The 16,066-nt window shown below is 50.5% G+C and carries 14 protein-coding genes and 2 pseudogenes; 3 read left to right on the top strand and 13 right to left on the bottom strand.

Annotated features, from left to right (window positions below; genetic code table 11):
• Both ptsP and Dvar_RS29195 read right to left on the bottom strand, forming a co-directional pair.
• Window positions 1-1,638, bottom strand: a complete 1,638-nt coding sequence (ptsP, locus tag Dvar_RS29200) for a phosphoenolpyruvate--protein phosphotransferase (protein WP_419656660.1) — start codon at window positions 1,636-1,638, stop codon at window positions 1-3.
• A gap of 125 nt (window positions 1,639-1,763) precedes the next feature.
• Entirely contained in the window at window positions 1,764-3,074 is a 1,311-nt protein-coding gene (locus Dvar_RS29195; protein ID WP_419656659.1) for a glycoside hydrolase family 130 protein, read from the bottom strand.
• Between the two features lie 150 nt (window positions 3,075-3,224).
• Between Dvar_RS29195 and Dvar_RS29190 the strand changes: the two are divergent.
• Window positions 3,225-3,949: pseudogene (locus Dvar_RS29190) on the top strand (transposase); the annotation flags it as partial.
• A gap of 20 nt (window positions 3,950-3,969) precedes the next feature.
• On the opposite strand, the gene Dvar_RS29185 reads toward Dvar_RS29190, so the two are convergent.
• The 7 genes and pseudogenes from Dvar_RS29185 to Dvar_RS29155 all read right to left on the bottom strand — a co-directional run bounded on the left by Dvar_RS29185 (window position 3,970) and on the right by Dvar_RS29155 (window position 10,437).
• A complete protein-coding gene (locus Dvar_RS29185) occupies window positions 3,970-5,007 on the bottom strand; it encodes a glycosyltransferase family 4 protein (protein ID WP_419656658.1) in 1,038 nt (345 codons plus the stop codon).
• 12 nt (window positions 5,008-5,019) lie between these two features.
• Window positions 5,020-7,326, bottom strand: coding sequence for a glycosyltransferase family 4 protein (locus Dvar_RS29180; protein WP_419656657.1), 2,307 nt, complete (start codon window positions 7,324-7,326; stop codon window positions 5,020-5,022).
• A gap of 79 nt (window positions 7,327-7,405) precedes the next feature.
• On the bottom strand, window positions 7,406-7,981 hold the full coding sequence (locus Dvar_RS29175) for an HPP family protein (RefSeq protein WP_319523893.1): 576 nt from the start codon (window positions 7,979-7,981) through the stop codon (window positions 7,406-7,408).
• Window positions 7,982-7,994: 13 nt separating this feature from the next.
• A complete protein-coding gene (locus tag Dvar_RS29170) occupies window positions 7,995-8,240 on the bottom strand; it encodes a GlsB/YeaQ/YmgE family stress response membrane protein (RefSeq protein WP_319523894.1) in 246 nt (81 codons plus the stop codon).
• Window positions 8,241-8,340: 100 nt separating this feature from the next.
• Entirely contained in the window at window positions 8,341-8,712 is a 372-nt protein-coding gene (locus tag Dvar_RS29165) for a putative quinol monooxygenase (RefSeq protein ID WP_419656656.1), read from the bottom strand.
• Window positions 8,713-8,746: 34 nt separating this feature from the next.
• A pseudogene (locus Dvar_RS29160) lies at window positions 8,747-8,848 on the bottom strand (KH domain-containing protein); the annotation flags it as partial.
• A 170-nt stretch (window positions 8,849-9,018) separates the two neighbouring features.
• On the bottom strand, window positions 9,019-10,437 hold the full coding sequence (locus Dvar_RS29155) for a sigma-54 interaction domain-containing protein (RefSeq protein WP_419656655.1): 1,419 nt from the start codon (window positions 10,435-10,437) through the stop codon (window positions 9,019-9,021).
• Between the two features lie 565 nt (window positions 10,438-11,002).
• Here Dvar_RS29155 and groES point away from each other — a divergent pair.
• The gene (gene groES, locus Dvar_RS29150) at window positions 11,003-11,290 is read left to right on the top strand and encodes a co-chaperone GroES (RefSeq protein WP_419656654.1); all 288 of its coding nucleotides are present in this window, start codon (window positions 11,003-11,005) and stop codon (window positions 11,288-11,290) included.
• A 25-nt stretch (window positions 11,291-11,315) separates the two neighbouring features.
• Complete coding sequence (gene groL, locus Dvar_RS29145) at window positions 11,316-12,950, top strand: chaperonin GroEL (protein ID WP_419656653.1); 1,635 nt, start codon at window positions 11,316-11,318, stop codon at window positions 12,948-12,950.
• A gap of 138 nt (window positions 12,951-13,088) precedes the next feature.
• Here groL and pyk read toward each other — a convergent pair whose 3' ends face one another.
• The 4 genes from pyk to trhA form a co-directional block, all read right to left on the bottom strand.
• Window positions 13,089-14,504 (bottom strand): pyruvate kinase, encoded by a 1,416-nt coding sequence (gene pyk / locus Dvar_RS29140; protein WP_419656652.1) that lies wholly within the window; start codon window positions 14,502-14,504, stop codon window positions 13,089-13,091.
• Between the two features lie 73 nt (window positions 14,505-14,577).
• Window positions 14,578-14,934, bottom strand: a complete 357-nt coding sequence (locus tag Dvar_RS29135) for a PfkB family carbohydrate kinase (RefSeq protein WP_419656651.1) — start codon at window positions 14,932-14,934, stop codon at window positions 14,578-14,580.
• Window positions 14,935-14,952: 18 nt separating this feature from the next.
• Complete coding sequence (locus tag Dvar_RS29130) at window positions 14,953-15,147, bottom strand: hypothetical protein (protein WP_419656650.1); 195 nt, start codon at window positions 15,145-15,147, stop codon at window positions 14,953-14,955.
• Window positions 15,148-15,409: 262 nt separating this feature from the next.
• A complete protein-coding gene (gene trhA, locus Dvar_RS29125; protein ID WP_419656649.1) occupies window positions 15,410-16,066 on the bottom strand; it encodes a PAQR family membrane homeostasis protein TrhA in 657 nt (218 codons plus the stop codon).

Here is a 16,066-nt window from a genome sequence, read left to right as displayed (position 1 = left end):
TCATGACTTTCTCCCCTTTTTGTTTTCGATTCCCCTGATGGCAAACTTCACGTCCGGCACAAGCGATGCAGCCACACTGAGAGACCTGATTCCGGTTTTCAACAACTTCAGGATAACATCGACCCGGCCCGCCAACTCGCCGCAGATTGAAACGGGCGTGGTGCCGGATTCCCTGACCACCAACTCGATGAGGCGCAGTATCGCCGGATGGTCGTCGATGAAATATTTTGCAACCAACGGATTTTCCCGACCGGCGGCCATGGTATACTGCGTTAGATCATTCGAGCCGATGCTGAAAAAATCTACATGCGCCTTCAGTGAGGCAATTGACAATGCCGCGGCCGGTGTTTCGATCATCGCCCCGATACGGGGCAACTCGCGAATGCCCATTTCGGAAGCAAATTGTTTTAACCACGATACAACATGCACCACATCGCTTTCGATCGTAACCATCGGTATCAGAACACCGATCCCGAATTCCTGCGACACCTCCAATATCGCCCGCAACTGAGCAGCCAACAGATCCGGATATTCACGCAGCACACGCACGCCCCGCCGTCCCAAAAAAGGATCGGGTTCCGGAGGCAGATGAAGGTAGATCGGATTCTTGTCGGCACCAATGTCGAGCAGACGAACATCGATATGCCTTCCACGTGCCGGCTCGAGGCTGTTTCGAAGAAACATCGCGAAGGCTTTGTCTGAAGGAAAATGTTTGGTCGAAAGAAAGAAGGGTTCTGTTCGGAACAGCCCGATCCCATCCGCTCCGCATTGCATCGCCAGTTCGACATCCTCACGACTGCGCACGTTGGCCATGACCGAGACCTCGATCCCATCCACGGTTGACGTTCCTTCAACGGTGTTGACACATACCATCGTTTCCCTGCGTTTGCGTACTTCCTCAAATGCCTTGTTGTGCTTTTGCAAGGCTTGGCGGCTTGGATTGATCACCACTGCCCCCATGGTCCCATCAACAAGCACAACCTCACCTGTGTGGACCGTTTCCAACAGATCGGGGATTCCCCCCACACAGGGGATGCCGAGTTCACGGGCAAGAAGGGCAGCATGGGCCGCCGGACCCGCAAACTCGGCGAGAACACCTACGGTGGATGAACGCGAGAGAAACACCGTGTCCGACGGCAGCAGCCGACGGGCGACGAGCACCGTATTGGCCGGCAGGTGCTCGAGGCTGTGCGCATGAATGCCTGCCAATGACAGCAACAGCCGGCGCGACAGGTCGTCGATATCATCCCCCCGTTCGCGAAGCACTTCATTGTCCAGGTCTCTGAATCGTCGCGCCAGCAATCGGAATACCGTTCTGACCACTTGCTCGGCATTGATCATCTTTGTTTCCAACGTCCGGTTCATTTCATTGATCACATGAGAATCTTGCAGGATCGCCTTTTGCGCTCGGAAGATGTCCGCCGATTGCTTGCCTATCTTACCCTCGATTTGCTCGGCATCGATTGTCAGGCATTTGCTTACATCGTCGATCGCTTTTTTAATTCTTTTTTTCTCATCGTCGAGCTGGCTATCGTCGATCAGATAGAGTTCGGAATCCCTTAACAGCGCATCCTTATAAACAAAGGCCTTCCCTTGGGCCATCCCCGGGGAAACGCCCTTTCCAATCAATTTCAACATTTTCCTTCTTTTCTGGTTATTTTCCATCGATCGAACGCCTAAGGTATGCTCGTAAAAAGTGGATACGCTTTTCGTATGCCGTGCCCAATTGCGGTTGGTTTTTCGGTCACAATTTAAAGATTTCATTATTCGACCGCCCGCATACCGTTCAGCAGCGCATCCACGGCGACGGTTGCAATGCCGGAATTGATGTCGGACATGGCATAGGGAATAACCAGTTCACGATTATGAATGATTGCACCGCAGGAATAAACGACATTGGGAACATATCCTTCGCGTTCTTTCTCATGCGGCGAGAGCAGCGGCGTGTCCAGGCGAGCGATTATTTTCGCAGGATTCTCAAGATCAAGCAAAATGGCGCCAATGCAATATTGACGCATGGGTCCGACACCATGGGTGAGGACGATCCATCCCTGATCCGTCTCCAAGGGCGAACCGCAGTTGCCAATCTGGATGAATTCCCACGGATATTCAGGCTCCTGAATAATTTTAGATGCTTGCCAGAAATGGATATTATCCGAAAACATGATATGATTGTTTTCACCATCCTGGCGGGAGAGCATGGCATAGCGGCCCCCAACTTTTCGTGGGAAAAGCGCCATCCCCTTATTTTTGATCGCTTTCCCGTTGAGGGTGACAATGTTGAATTTGATGAAATCCTTGGTCTCGATCAGTTGCGGCAGGATGGTATGTCCATTATAGGCGGTATAGGTCGCAAAATAAATGGCTTCTTGCCGGTCATCTATAAATTGAACGAAGCGGGCGTCTTCAATACCTCGGCTTTCGTTTTTTGAGACCGGAAAGATCACCCGTTCGGATATTCGGTGATCGGGGTGAAACCCCACCTCATAATTGGAATTGGCAAGCCACCACATCACCTCGAAGGCTCTGTTTTGACGATCCTTTGGAAATAGTGGTTTCACTCGAAGTTTGCCAATTTTTTCGATTAGCTCATTATACGTAAAATCATCTGGCATCTGATCAAGAATATGGGCGGTTATCTCATTACCAACCCTCATCTCGTTCAATTTGCGCTGGAAAGGATCGCGTTTGTAAACCGGATTTAATTGGAGGTCGGGTGTTTCTACGTAATCGCTGATCGGGTCGAAGCGAAACCGGTTACGTCGATCGAGGACGCCGCTGCGAAAAACGATGGACGAAATATGCCCTTCACCGGTTGCCCGGAGACTCATGACAAAACGCAGGCTGCCATTCTTCAAATGGCTCTGATCCGGATGGGGAACAATGGATGGGTTGAAAAGGGCCGCCGATTCAATGGAGTACTCCTTGGTAAAGAAAGCGCCGATGAGTGTTTTTTGAAGATCGCTGAGTACGGTATCCTGTGGAAGATAATCCTGCAACGCATTCAGGTGCCGCCCGAAGATGGTCTCGATGTCTTCGTGTCTTCCGGCAAAGTCAACCATGATCTGTGCCATCAGCGCTTCGGCCGCCGAATTCGGCAGGTTAACAATACGCTGAATAATTTTTTTGATCCGGGACCGGGGCTGTTTCTAAAATAAGCCTTAACATTTTTACTCAGTTATGCTGATATGCTCAGGATGAGAAGACATGAGATATCAGATGAGAAGTGGAAAATTATAGGCCCCTTGCTGGTACGTAATAAAAAGGATCGGCGTGGCAGGCCCCCCAAAGACGACCGATTAATGTTTAACGGGATTCTTTGGATCATAAAAACAGGCGCTCCCTGGCGCGATTTGCCCGAATCATTCGGTCCATGGCAGACCGTTTACAAACGGTTTGCCATGTGGGCCAAATTGGCCATATGGGATGACATCCTATCGGTGGTTTCGAAGGGTGCCGACTTCGAATCGATCATGATCGACGCTTCCCATGTAAAGGTCCACCAGCATGGGACCGGCGCAAAAGGGGGCACTTCAATCAGGAGATCGGCCGAAGCACGGGTGGCCTGACGACTAAAATTCATGCTTTGGTTGACGCATTGGGCAATCCTTTGCGTATTGGTTTGACCGGTGGAAACGTTCACGACATTGTTCCAGCTCCGGATTTGGTGTCCAGCCAATCGGCTGATAACCTTCTCGGGGATAAAGCCTATGACGCAGATCAGTTCATTGCTCAGGTGCAATCTCAGGGAATAAAGATTGTAATTCCGCCCAAACGCAACAGACGAGAAATGCGGGATTACGACCGCCATATATACAAAGAGCGGCATCTGGTAGAATGCTTTTTTGCCAAAATTAAACAATGCCGTCGTGTTGCCACCCGTTATGAAAAGTTAGCCCTGACATTTAAATCCGTTGTCATGATAGCTGCGTGCTTGGTTTGGTTAGAGTGATTTTTTAGAAACAGCCCCTAGTTAGTTTCATTTTTTTTCTCCTTTTCAGTGTAATGAATCATTTCATACACGTTTATGTATTCAGCGACCATGCGGTCGACCGTGAAATGCCTTTCGACATGGCCCCGACAATAATCGCGATCAACCTCCTGGATTCGTGCAACGGCTTCAACGGCCTCGTCCACGTTGCCCACTAAAAAGCCATTTTTACCGTTTTCGATAAGTTCAGCCATGCTACCTCTGTCGAAAGCTATCACGGGTGTACCACAGGCCATGGATTCGATAACAGACAGCCCGAAGGGTTCATCAAACTGGATGGGGTGCAAAAGCGCCATAGCTTTGCCGAGCAACAGGCTGCGTTCAGCAGGGCCGACACTGCCGATATAAGACACTTTGTCGTTGTCTATATGAGGGGCGACATATTGATCGTAGTAAGCCTGATCCTGGATAATGCCGGCCAATATCAATTTTTTTCCGCAGGCCTTGGCGATTTCAATAGCCTGCCGGGTCCCTTTGTCGTTGTGTATCCGCCCGAAAAAAAGCAGGAAATCATATGGGGTCTGCTGAAAGTCAAACCGCCCGATATCAATGCCATGATGAATCGTTTTGATATACTCAAGATCCGGCGACCGGTCGGCATCACTGATGGAAACATAGTAAGTCTTACCGTTGTATTTCTTGTAAACCGGCAGAATCCCTGGTGATGAGAAACCGTGAATGGTAGTCACGATCGGCGTGTTGGTCATGCCGGAGTAGGTCAGCGGCAAAAAATCAAAATGGTTGTGGATTAAATCGTATGCATCGGCATGTTCGAAGAGTTCGGAAATGTGCAGGCACTCCCATACCTTTGGTATGAGAGATTGGTCTTCCTCATAACCGCGCGGACAGACGGCGTGCAGTTTGCCGCCTGTCTGTGAATCCGCAGTAGCAAACAAAGTCACCTCATGCCCGAGCGAAACCAGTCCCTCGGTCAGCAGTGACGTCACACTTTCCCACGGTCCGTAGTGGTGCGGCGGCGTGCGCCAGGCAATGGGCGAAAGCATGGCAATGCGCATGACGGCTCCTTGTTATTCGCTTTTCTGTGATGCCCACTGATTGAGCGTCTCTTCGGCATAAAGATTCTGCAGGGTCATCAGCGACAGCAGCCAGGCCAGGGAGGATTCGGCGCCTTGATTCTGGTTGATGCCGTTGGCCATCAATCCATCCCGGCAGCCACCGGTTTTGGGATCATAGAGCGGCATATTCAGGTCGTTGTGTCCGAGAAACCAGTTGAAGCACATAACCGCATTCTCGAACCAGGTCTGGTCCCGGGTAATGTTAAACGCTTCGACACAGGCTTCGACCATGGCGTTGGCCTCGACGGGTTGCTGGTCGAAACGGGCTCTGGAACCGCTTCGCTGGTACCATCCGTTGCTGCCAATGGGCACAAAGTGCTTGTTTTCGGTCTGGATGGCGAGCAGCCAGGTGAGGGCCCTGAGCCCCATATCAACCATGTCGCTGCGTTGCATCCGCTGCCCCGAAAGCAGCAGTGCATGAGGCAATTTCCCGTTGGCATAGTTCAGGGCGTTCTCCAGCCAGGGCCAATCGTCGGTTGCCTGACTTCTGAACTGATCGAAAATCCGGTCGGCAAGAACGTTCCGGATCCTGCGCACATCACTGTCGCCGGAAAATTTATTCAGATAGGCATGTACGCCGACCAGACAGAAAGCGATGGCGCGGGGCGAATGAAAATTCTCGGCTGCCGGCAGGGCCTTGTTGAAAAGGGTTGTGCTCATGGCCAGATGTCCGGGATCGTCAAGAAAAGCGACGGCTTTACCGATGCACCAGAGCGCTCTGCCATGGGCGTCCTCGGACCCGGTCTCCTCCACCCATTGCCGCGAATAGGTCATAAAATTGCGAAAGCGACCGTTTTTTTCATTGTAGGCATATAGAAGAAATCCGAGATAATGACCGCTGAGAGAATCGAGCCCCAAGCCGTTGGTCGGCAGGTATTTTTGACCCATGGCGGTAACCAGCAGCGCCCTGGCATTATCATCGGTGCAGTAGCCATGGGTACGATCAGGGATAGTAAAATTGGCATGCTGCAGGATACCGGTATCATCGGTAAAGGCCTTCAGGTGATCAAGCTTGATCTCCGGCAGTTCAAAAGTCGTGATGGCTTTGATGTTTTCAACATAGGAATACCGGGGACGGGGGTGATGGGTGCGGTTTTGCCGGACTTCATTGAACACCTGAAGATATTTTCGGGATACTTCTCTCCAGATCGCTTCGCGGCTGAAGGTATAAGCTCTTTTGCGCATGGCGTGCCGCTCGACGTTGTTGTCCAGCAGGTCGATGATTTGTTCGGCGATGGCGTCCGGATTGTTGAAGGGCACGATTCGTCCCCGACCGTCGGCAAGCATCTCGGTGGCGTACCAGTAGGGCGTCGAAACGATGGCTTTGCCGGTGCCCATGGCATAGGCCAGGGTTCCGGAGGTGATCTGGGCTTCTTCGAGATAAGGGGTTACGTAGATATCGGCAATGCCAAGGAACTCGCACAACTCTTTAAGTTCCACAAACCGGTTTTGAAAAATGACCTGCCCACCGATATCGAGCTTGCGCGTGAGCTGCTGCAGCATGATCCGGTAGGCGTCCCCATGTGATTTCAGGATATGCGGGTGCGTAGCCCCCAAGATAATATAGGCCACATCCGGGTGCTTGTTGATGATCGCCGGCAGCGCGCGCAGTACATTTTCAATACCCTTGTTCGGGGAGAGCAGACCGAACGTGAGTAAGACTTTTTTACCTTCTACGCCGAACTTGTCTTTGTAGAAGCTTGAATCGATAAATGGGGTATCGGGAATGCCGTGATGGATAAATTCTATTTTGTCTTCGGGCACCGCATAGACATCCTTGAGGAAATCGGATGCCTTGTGGCTCATGACGACCAGTTTATCGGACAGATCGGATAACTTGCTCATGACGGCGCGATATTCCGGCCCGGGATCCTTCAACACCGTGTGCAGGGTCGTCACCACCGGCATGCGCAAATCACCCAACAGTTTCAGCAGATGGCTGCCGGCCGGTCCTCCGAAAATACCGTATTCATGCTGCACGCAGACGATATCCGTCTGATTGATATTGAGAAATTGAGAAGCGGTGCGATAATCGCTCAACTTGTTTTGATTAATCTCGAAACGTACGTTATCCGGATAAGGGTATCCCTCGGGTTTGTCGTTCACGACCGCCGCCCAGCAGTTGATATCCGGCGCCTCTGCCGACAACCCCTCAACCAGATCCGTGGTGAAGGTGGCGATACCGCATTGGCGGGGCAAATAATTGCCGATGACGGCAACCGAGTTGATTCCCGCGTAATACTTGATAACCGATGTCATTACAGTCACCTTTTTATGTTTCGTTGTCGCTTGTCGCTCAGCTTGCTGTTGAATTTTGGAAGGCTTGCATAGCGAAGATCTACGCCACGGCACATTCATGCATTGCATCGCAGACTAACTCAAAGACATCCACGATTCTGAGCACACCTACGATTTCTTGTGCGTCATGGTCGGATGTCACCAGCAGGCTGTGGTGACGTCCGACAATCAGTCGGTGAATGGCTTCATCCAGGGTGGTGCTTGCATTGACGAACTCGCCCATTCCGGGCGTATACATGATGTCTTTAACCTTCAGGTGAATCGCTTTTTCGCAAAGGTTCTCGAGGGCTTTTTCCCACAGGTGATATTGCTCCAGGGTCGATTTAGCAAAGCCATCACTTAGACCGAGGCGATGCATGGATCCATGATTCATGGAACTTTTCATTTCTTTGTAGTTGGGTTCGAGAGCCGCGATCAGATCATGCTGGCTCAACTTGCCCACAAAATGATTGTCGCCGTTGAACACCAGAATCGCCCGGTGCCGGTAACGATCCTGGCCAAAAGCGGCCTGGGCTTTCCTTAATGAATCGACGGCATATAGCAGCGTAGCCGATTGGGGAACTGTCGCATACTCTGAAAGCGGTACCATCAGGTCTTTCACTTGGTAAGATCGCATTTAACGCCTCCGTCTAAACTCTTTTGATCAAGCGCACGCCATACAAAAAAATAATTGCGCCTGTAGTTGCAACGAGCAGACTTCCGATCAGGCTGCTTCCGGCAAAAAGGCCTGCTTTTTCAAAAATAAGCCCGCCGATCAACGAACCAACCATGCCGGCAATGATGTCGACAGTCGCCCCAAAGTCTTTGCCCTTCATAAATTGCCTGGCAAGCGACCCGGCAATCAGGCCAATCAAAATCATCCAAAAAAATTCCATGTTTTTCTCCTTGCAAGGGGAATGGTGGATCAGCCTCACCCTTCCCATTTAATCGAACCAATTTCATTTCTTAAGGGAGGTTTTCCAATATGCCGCTACGTCAATCCTTTTTGAGTAAATTCGGCGCAACGGTATGACTGTGACCGCGCTGTTTCCCTCGGGCTTCATAAACAGCTTCCATCCCTTCCGATTGATGAATGGTATAAATATTTATCCCATGCGGTTCGATCAGCAGGCTCTTCGTTCCCAGAAAAACGCCGAACATATCGGAACCCAGGTATTGATCCAAATCCCTTCGCGTATGCCACTCTTGAAGAAGATTAAGGAGGCATTTATCTTCCATATTGCAAAAGAGAGAATAGCTTATACAGCCCTTCTCCTTTTCCATTGGCTCAATCATCGAGAGAATTGTTTGCACCAGTTCTTTCTGTTTTTCAGGCATCACCTGCATGATAATTCTGACGACGATCATTATGGCCACCTCCAGGAAAAGCCTTCCATCCTAATCATTCGATGATTTCAAGCCGAGATCGCTTCTTTGTTTTGGAAGAAACCGCGTTGACGATTGTGCGCAACGCACTTGCGGTTCGTCCTTGTTTGCCGATTATCGGTATCCGCCGACATTATACTCAAGGTTCATGCCGTCTTTTGCATGTTCCGTGAATTAACTTCAGTGGTCTGATTTAATAAGAAAAGATGACGGGAGAGATAAGGGTGTTGGGGAAAATGCGGTATGACCGGTCGGCCATATATGACCATTGATCATATGCGACCAAAATCATGGTCTCTGGATATCGAGTTTTCGCATGCGTGCGCGCAAGGTGCTTCGGTCTAGTCCAAGTATCTCGGCAGCACTGTTTTTACCGCTTACCTTCCAGTGTGCCCGCTCAAGCACCTGAAGAATATATTCGCGCTCCACATCTGCAAGGGTCCGATTCGCCTCTGCTACCATTTTGCCCGCTTTTTGCAGTTCGTCAACCAAGTGCAGCTTGGGACCCGACGAATTGATCACGGCTCGCTCAAGGACGTTTTCAAGTTCGCGAATATTGCCAGGCCAGTGGTAGTTGCGCAACGTGTCCATCACATTGACTGGAACCAGATTGATCGACTTTCCGAGTCTTTTGGATATTTTTTCGATAAAATAATTGACCAGCAACGGAATGTCTTCCCTGCGCTCCCTGAGCGGCGGCATGGTGATCGGGAAAATATTCAGCCGGTACCAGAGATCCTCACGGAAGGTCCCTTTTCGAACCTCCGCTTCCAGATTTCGGTTGGTGGCGGCAATGATGCGCACATCGACTTTTGTGGTGTTGGAACTGCCCAGGCGTTCAAATTCTCCGGTTTCGATGACCTGGAGCAGTTTGGGCTGCAACTCCAAAGGAAGTTCGCCGATCTCATCGAGGAACAGGGTGGTGCCGTTGGCAATCTCGAAACGCCCCAACCGTTTGGAATGCGCATCGGTGAAGGCGCCTTTCTCATGGCCGAACAGTTCGCTTTCAATGAGATTCGAAGGCAGGGCGGCACAATTCATTTTAACCAGGGCCCGGTCCTTTCGACCGCTCAAGCCATGAATCGCCCGTGCCACCAGTTCTTTGCCGGTTCCGGTTTCTCCGAGAACCAATACATTGGTATCCGTGGAGGCAATTTGCTCGACCTTGTAGAACACATATTTGATTTCATTGCTTTGGCCGATGATGTTTTCATGGTCGAATTCCAGCTTGATCTCTTCCTGCAGATAGGCTCTCTCGGCCTCAAGCTGGTTTTTGAGTTTTCTGATTTCAGCGGTTCGTTCCTCAACGAGTTCCTCAAGGTGTCGTTTATGATATTCGCGTTCGGTCACATCTTCGATGGCCAACAGAATCATATCGGCCTGGTTGTCCGCGCCATAGATCCGTCTGGCATTCAGATGCATGATCTTGGGGCCGATGGTTTCAAAGGTATGTTCCACCTCAAAATCATGAAAAGAGGTATTCTGAGGAAGGATCTCTTCCAGCAGTTTCCTGAGCCGGGGGATGTCCCACTGCCGGTTGCCCAGGTCATAGATCAGCACGCCTTCGGTCTCGGCGGGCTTGACATTGAATGTTCGATAAAATGTATGATTGGCCGTTACGACTTTCAGATCGGGATCAAGCACGATCAGGGGCTCACGGATCGACCCCAGAATCCTGTTGTGAATTTCCAGAAAGGTTTTTTTCATCGCTGATCTATGCTGTCAGTTGACTTGATGGTTAGCTTTTTATCAGGCAGTTGCTGGCTATTGGGTATCAATTCAATTATTTTAGTATAGTTTTCTTGTGAGCGCAACCGGGCATGGACACCCCGAAGACGGGCATCCATGGAACCTAAAGCTATTTTAACTTGTAAATACAGATACTTTTCCCCCTATATCGCGTTTGGTTTCGTTCCGTGGCAACGATTCCGTGTTGGGAGCCAGGTTTCTGAAACAAGATCGCCAGAACAGGTTTGCAGCTTCTCGTTTTGAAGCACCTTGACAAGGTGGCTCGGCATACGTATTTTTTTGTATTATCACTTCTTACGACATCTTTCTTTTCTATTTTTCAACGTGCATCGATTGCGATATTGACCTGAATCGGGTTCCACGCCAGTGAAGCACATTGCATCCCTTCATATGGGTGCGTTTAAACGATATTTTAACGCCAGGGCGCAGGCTCTTTGATCCAGCCGAGATTTCCAGACGGAACAAATCTCGGTGTGAGGTTGGCTGCTTTGGGGAAACATTATTAGAAAGGAAAAATGGAACCATGAAACTCAGACCATTACAGGATCGTATTTTAGTTCAACGCGTCAAAGAAAATGAAAAATCAAAAGGTGGGATCATCATCCCGGATACGGCCAAGGAAAAATCAATTGAAGGCACAGTGATAGCAGCAGGCAATGGCAGACTCAGCGAAGCTGGAAAGCGAATAGCGCTTGACGTCAAGAAAGGCGATCGGATTCTATTTGGTAAATATTCGGGTACTGAGGTGAAAATCGAGGGAGAAGAATACCTTATCATGCGCGAGGATGACGTGCTTGGCGTCGCCGAATAAAAACGAATAGGGAGGATAGGACAAGATGGCTAAGATAATAAAGTATGACATGAAAGCCCGCGAAGCGATGCTCAACGGTGTCAAGGCGCTTGCCGATGCAGTGGTTGTCACCCTGGGCCCCAAGGGCAGAAACGTAGTCATTGACAAATCTTGGGGATCCCCGACGGTCACCAAAGACGGCGTCACCGTAGCCAAGGAGATCGAACTGGAAGACCGATTTGAAAACATGGGCGCCCAGATGGTCAGGGAAGTCGCCAGCAAAACAAGTGACACGGCCGGTGATGGTACAACCACGGCCACGCTTTTGGCCAGAGCGATTTACGAACAGGGACAAAAGATGGTGGCTGCCGGCAATGATCCCATGGCCATTAAACGGGGAATTGATGCCGCGGTTGAAGTCGTTGTCAAAGAACTGCATAAGTTGAGCAAGCCCACCCAGGATCAGCGCGACATTGCGCAGGTTGGCACCATTTCGGCGAACAATGATGAAACCATCGGCAACATCATTGCCGAAGCCATGAACAAGGTTGGTAAAGAAGGGGTCATCACCGTTGAAGAAGCCAAAGGTATGGAAACAACCCTTGAAGTTGTTGAGGGCATGCAGTTTGATCGAGGATACCTGTCTCCCTATTTTGTGACCGATGGAGAAAAAATGGTTGCCGCTTTGGAAGATGCCTTCATTCTGATCAATGAGAAAAAAGTCAGTCACATGAAAGATCTTTTGCCTATTCTTGAGCAGGTCGCCAAAATGGGCCGGCCTTTATTGATCATTGCAGAAGATGTGGACGGGGAGGCCCTGGCCACCCTGGTGGTCAATAAATTGAGAGGCACCCTTCAGGTCGCCGCGGTAAAGGCGCCGGGTTTCGGCGACAGACGAAAAGCCATGCTGGAAGACATTGCCGTTTTAACCGGTGGTCAAGTGGTCTCCGAGGATTTAGGGACCAAATTGGAAAATTTAGCGGTTGCCGACCTCGGCCAGGCCAAACGGATCAACATCGATAAAGACAACACCACCATCGTCGACGGCGCAGGTTCGCGCTCGGCCATCGAGGGCCGGGTGAAGCAGATTCGTGCCCAGATCGAAGAAACCACCTCCGACTACGATCGGGAAAAACTGCAGGAGCGTCTGGCCAAACTGATCGGTGGTGTGGCCGTGATCAATGTCGGTGCGGCAACCGAAACCGAAATGAAAGAGAAAAAAGCCCGTGTTGAAGATGCGCTCAACGCCACCCGTGCAGCTGTGGAAGAAGGGATCGTACCGGGCGGAGGTGTCGCGCTGGTTCGCTGTCTGGCCGTGCTGGAGAAAATAAAAATCAAAGCGGATCAAAAGCTGGGGGTGAAAGTCGTCATGCGCGCCATGGAGGAGCCCCTTCGTCAGATTGCTAAAAATGCCGGTGCCGAAGGTTCTGTCGTGATCGATAAAGTCAAAAACGGCGAGGGCGCTTTTGGTTACAATGCCCAAACGGACACCTATGAGGATCTGATGAAAGCCGGCATAATGGATCCGACCAAAGTGGTCCGCTTTGCCCTGCAAAATGCAGCCAGTGTGGCTTCATTGATGCTGACCACCCAGGCCATGATCGCAGAAAAACCCGAAGAAAAAAAGCAGATGCATCCGGGGACTCAAGGAATGGGCGGCGGCATGGGTGGGATGATGTAACTTCAGGCATTCCATGGTTTTCATGGTGGACCTGAAAGGCTGAAATGCAGACTTGAGCTGACAGTTCCCGATGTTGTGGTTGTCACTTCAAGACCATACCAACACCATTCAGTTGGATGTCGAGAGTATAACCCTCTCCTATAATGACATCACCCGAATCATATTCGTCATGCCGGCGACCCAGACAGGGTTGCCGGCAGTGATGACAGCTGTGTCCCCTTCAATCAAATCGCCTGTTTCAACCGCCTTTTTGGATACCTTTTCGATCAGATCATCCGTATCCCGATGGTTCAAAATCATGCGGGGGTATATCCCACGGAAAAGAGAGAGTTGCCTCAAGGTGGGCTGGCTGGGCGTAAAGGCAATAATCGGTTGCTTGGGCCTGAATCTGGAGATGTGTATGGCTGTCCGGCCGGACCGTGTCGGCGCTAAAATCGCAGCTGCATCCAGGTGGTCCGCCAAAACGCAGGCCGCATAGGTCACCGCGTCCGAAATCTCCTTTTCCGGCACCATTTTCAGGTACCGATCATGGGGATAGGTTTTTTCCGCTTCGGCAACGATGCGAATCATATAGTGAAGCGCTTGAACCGGATAATTCCCTGTCGCCGTTTCTTCCGAAAGCATAACGGCATCCGTTCCGTCCAAAACGGCGTTGGCGACATCCGAGGCCTCGGCTCGGGTTGGTCGTGGCGCGTCTACCATGGATCGCAGCATCTGGGTAGCCGTAATAACCGGTTTTCCCAAAGCATTGGCTTTTTGAATCAGTCGTTTTTGGATGCCGGGCACTTCTTCCAAAGGTATCTCCACCCCCAAGTCACCTCGGGCCACCATGATTGCGTCCGCAGCATCCAGGATGTCGTCGTAATGATCGATGGCCTCATGCTTTTCAATTTTGGCGATGACCGGTGTATGCTTGTTTTCCCGGCGGATGATTTCTTTTATGTCCTGAATGTCTGCTGCCGTCCTGACAAATGAAAGCGCGACATAATCCACATCAAGACCCAGGCCAAAATGCAGATCGTCACGGTCTTTGTCCGTCATGGAAGGCATGAGAATACTTCCGGTCGGCAGATTTATCCCTTTGTGAGACGTAAGCACCCCGCCCGTAATGATCTCACAGTGGATTTCAGCTCTGCTTACCGATGTAACCCGAAGTTCCAAAAAACCATCTGCGAGCATTATCCGATCCCCGTCCTTTACTTGTTCGTTTAAAAGCGGATAAGAAACCGATATGCGCTGTTGCGAACCCGCAACGGTCTGCGAGGTAAGAATAATATGACGTCCCGGTTCCAATCGAATCCCTGGATCAGGGATAACCCCCACCCGGATTTTTGGTCCTCCGAGATCCTGTAATATCGCAACCGGTTTGCCCAGCTCTTCGGCGATTTTCCTGATGACATGGATTTTTTTCTCATGGTCAACGTGTGTACCGTGAGAAAAATTCAAGCGGGCAATACGCATGCCGCCTGCAATCAATTCTCTAATGATCTCAGGCGTGTCACTGGCGGGTCCGATGGTACAGACAATCTTCGTTTTTGGCAGGGTGATGGCCACAATAACGCTCCTGTTATCTCAGTTCTTTACAGGCGTTGACATCCAGTAATCATTCAGGAATGAACAGCAACGTCTATACCTTTGATAGGTCAACCCTCGGCAAAATTGCTTCGACATCCGCACGATGACAAAGCCCGGTACCAGGCGTTTGCGCGGTTGCCGTTCCCGCGGCACAGGCCAGCCGCATGCAGTCCGCAAGGTCTTTTCCCCGGGAATGCCCCAGCACGAAACCTCCCACCACCGAATCCCCGGCGCCCACGGTGCTGTCTACCTCGACCGGTGGTGCAACAGCCTTGATTCTTTGTTCGACTGAAGATAACAGCAAACCCGCCTTTCCCCTCGAAACAAGGACATATGAAATTCCTCTGCTGTGGATTTGTTCACAAAAGCCAAGAATTTCCGATTCGGTTTGCAGCTGTGATTCCTTCAATAATTTCCGGGCAATTAATCAATGCTTTTTCAGAATGGAATCTCTCATTTGATTAATTTTGTCCTTGGTCTTGTTGGCCCTGAGATTCATTCGACTAAATGTTTCCATGCCCTTCCCATAAACGATTTCCTGAAATCGACGACGCTGATCACCTATTCGTTTCATGCTTTTCATAGCCGTACCTTTAATCTTGTCCATTAATGTTTCTATCATAGCGTCCTCCATTCATGTTTTATCGATATTTCCTCGGTTTTTTTCAAGTAAATATTTAAATGGGCTTGCGGTATATCGGTGGTTCGCGGAAACAGGTTTTGGTTTTTGATCAAATTGTCTTTCTTCATTTTTTTCCTTTTTCCAATTTCTATATCTCTAATTTGTCAATCATTGGTTTTCATGCGAATGCTCAACAACGGAATGGGGCGCCGGCAGAACATTTTCTCGGCGGTGGAGCTGAAAAGAACGTCTGCCAAAAATGTCAGGCCGCATACCAAAGCACGAGGAAGTAATGACATGTGGTACCGGTGATGACAAATAGATGCCAGATCAGGTGGCCATAGGGTATCCGCGAATCCGCTGCAAAAAATGCCACGCCGACGGTGTAGGACAAGCCGCCCGCAATCAATAAGAACAGGCCCGCAGTCGGCATGTTGGAAAGCAGCGGTTCTACCGTTATCACGGCTAACCACCCCATCACCAGATAAAGGGCCGTCGATAAAATGGGGTGTGAGGCCTTATAGATAATTTTCAGCGTTATTCCGGCGACAGCCAACCCCCAAACCAATCCGAAGAGCGTCCAGCCGGATGCGCCTCGGAGGATGCCAAGGGTCAACGGGGTATAGGTGCCGCCAATAAGAATAAAGATCGCGGAATGCTCGACGATTCGAAAACAGCGCTTGACCTTGCCAACGGGCCATGCATGGTAGAGCGTGGAGGCGAGGTAAAGGAGAACCATGGAGGCGGCGAAGACAATCGTGCCGACAATGAATCCGGTATCCCCATGGCGCAATGTATGAATGATGAGAAATGGCGTTCCGATGAGCGCGCCGAACAGCCCTATGCCGTGACTGATACTGTTGGCGATCTCTTCGCCCTGGGACTGCATCTGCTTAAGATTTGAAAGCGTCGATTCCAC

This window comes from Desulfosarcina variabilis str. Montpellier (genome assembly GCF_048565275.1).
GTDB lineage: Bacteria > Desulfobacterota > Desulfobacteria > Desulfobacterales > Desulfosarcinaceae > Desulfosarcina > Desulfosarcina variabilis.
This window is presented reverse-complemented; position numbering and strand designations above follow the sequence as displayed.